The organism is uncultured Mediterranea sp. (assembly GCF_902493215.1).
Taxonomy (GTDB): Bacteria; Bacteroidota; Bacteroidia; order Bacteroidales; family Bacteroidaceae; genus Bacteroides.
This window is the reverse complement of record NZ_CABUOL010000044.1, coordinates 1-1,555: the sequence shown is the minus strand read 5'-3', so window position 1 is coordinate 1,555 and position 1,555 is coordinate 1. Positions and strand designations below refer to the sequence as shown.

Annotated in this window: 2 protein-coding genes; both read right to left on the bottom strand. The window is 51.3% G+C overall.

Annotated features, from left to right (window positions below):
• On the bottom strand, window positions 1-556 hold a 556-nt coding region (gene argB / locus RDO88_RS13500; protein ID WP_307759848.1), incomplete at its 3' end, for an acetylglutamate kinase.
• A gap of 1 nt (window position 557) precedes the next feature.
• A partial coding sequence (gene speA, locus RDO88_RS13495) for a biosynthetic arginine decarboxylase (protein ID WP_307759847.1) occupies window positions 558-1,555 on the bottom strand: 998 nt, incomplete at its 5' end.

Below are 1,555 nucleotides of genomic sequence, written 5' to 3'. Positions count from 1 at the left end.
TCTTCTCAAAGCAGAATACCAAAGTAACATCGAACAAGCCCGCCAAAGCCTTGGCAGTCTCTCCGGCAATGGTGTCGGCATTCGTATTCAGCATGTGCCCCTCTCCATCGTGCGTCAGCGGAGCCATCACGGGAACCACACCCTTATGAATGAGGTCTGCCAAAAAAGCAGCATTCACCTGCTTCACATCGCCCACAAACCCATAGTCCACCTCCTTCACGGGACGCTTAACCGAACGGATTACATCCATATCGGCTCCCGTCAAGCCCAGTGCATTGACACCGCGCGCCTGCAAGCCAGCGACGACATTCTTATTCACCAGCCCGCCATACACCATTGTCACCACTTTCAGCGTTTCGGCATCAGTGATACGACGGCCATTCACCATTTTGCTTTCAATCCCCAGTTGGGCGGCGAGCTTCGTAGCTGAGCGTCCGCCTCCATGTACCAAGACCTTGTAGCCTTCGATGGCTGCAAAGTCATCCAATAACTTATAGAGGGTGGCTTCCTCTTCTACAATCTTGCCACCCACCTTTATTACAGTCAGTTTCTCCATTTTATTCCAAATAAGTATATCCGTACAGTCCGGAACGGTAATTAGACAAGAATTCCTTTCCTTCTTCCACAGAGATACGCCCTTCCTTGACGGATTGCGTCACCCAAGTTTCCAGCGTACGTACCAGTTTCTTAGGATTATATTGCACGTAGTCCAGCACCTCTGCCACCGTCTCTCCATCAATCAGTTGGTCAATGGTGTAGCCTTTGGAATTGACAGACACATGCACAGCATTCGTATCACCGAACAGATTGTGCATATCTCCCAGAATCTCCTGATAGGCCCCTACGAGGAAAACCGCCAGATAATAGTGCTCCTTGTCGCGCAACGAGTGCAGCGGCAGGGTCGTCGTATCGGCACGCGAGCTGACGAAATTAGCTATTTTACCGTCAGAGTCGCAAGTCATATCCTGCAAAGTAGCCTCGCGGTCGGGTCTTTCATCCAGCCGCTGTATGGGCATGATGGGGAACATCTGGTCGATGGCCCAGGAATCGGGCAATGACTGGAACAGCGAAAAATTACAGAAATACTTGTCGGCAAGCAGCTTGCTCAACTTGCGGAATTCCTCGGGGCAATGCTTCATGCCGCTGGCAATGGAGTTAATTTCGCGGCAGATACTCCAATAGAGTTTCTCTATCTGCGCGCGCGTATTCAAGTCGACGATGCCATGACTGAAAAGGTCGAGTGCCTCTTCGCGTATCTGCTGTGCATCGTGCCAGGGTTCCAGCATGCTGCGCTGACTCAGGTTGTCCCAGATGTCATACAGTTCCTTCACCAGTTCGTGGGCATCCTCTCCCGGTTCCCAGTCGTCATCCATTTCGGGCAGGGAAGCCGTTTCCAGTACTTCAAAGATAAGCACGGAGTGATGGGCAGTCAAGCTACGTCCCGTTTCGGTAATGATATTGGGATGAGGAAAGCCGTGTTTGTTGGCAGCATCAACAAATGTCGACACCACATCGTTGACATATTCCTGGATGGAATAGTTGACGGAGCTTTCGC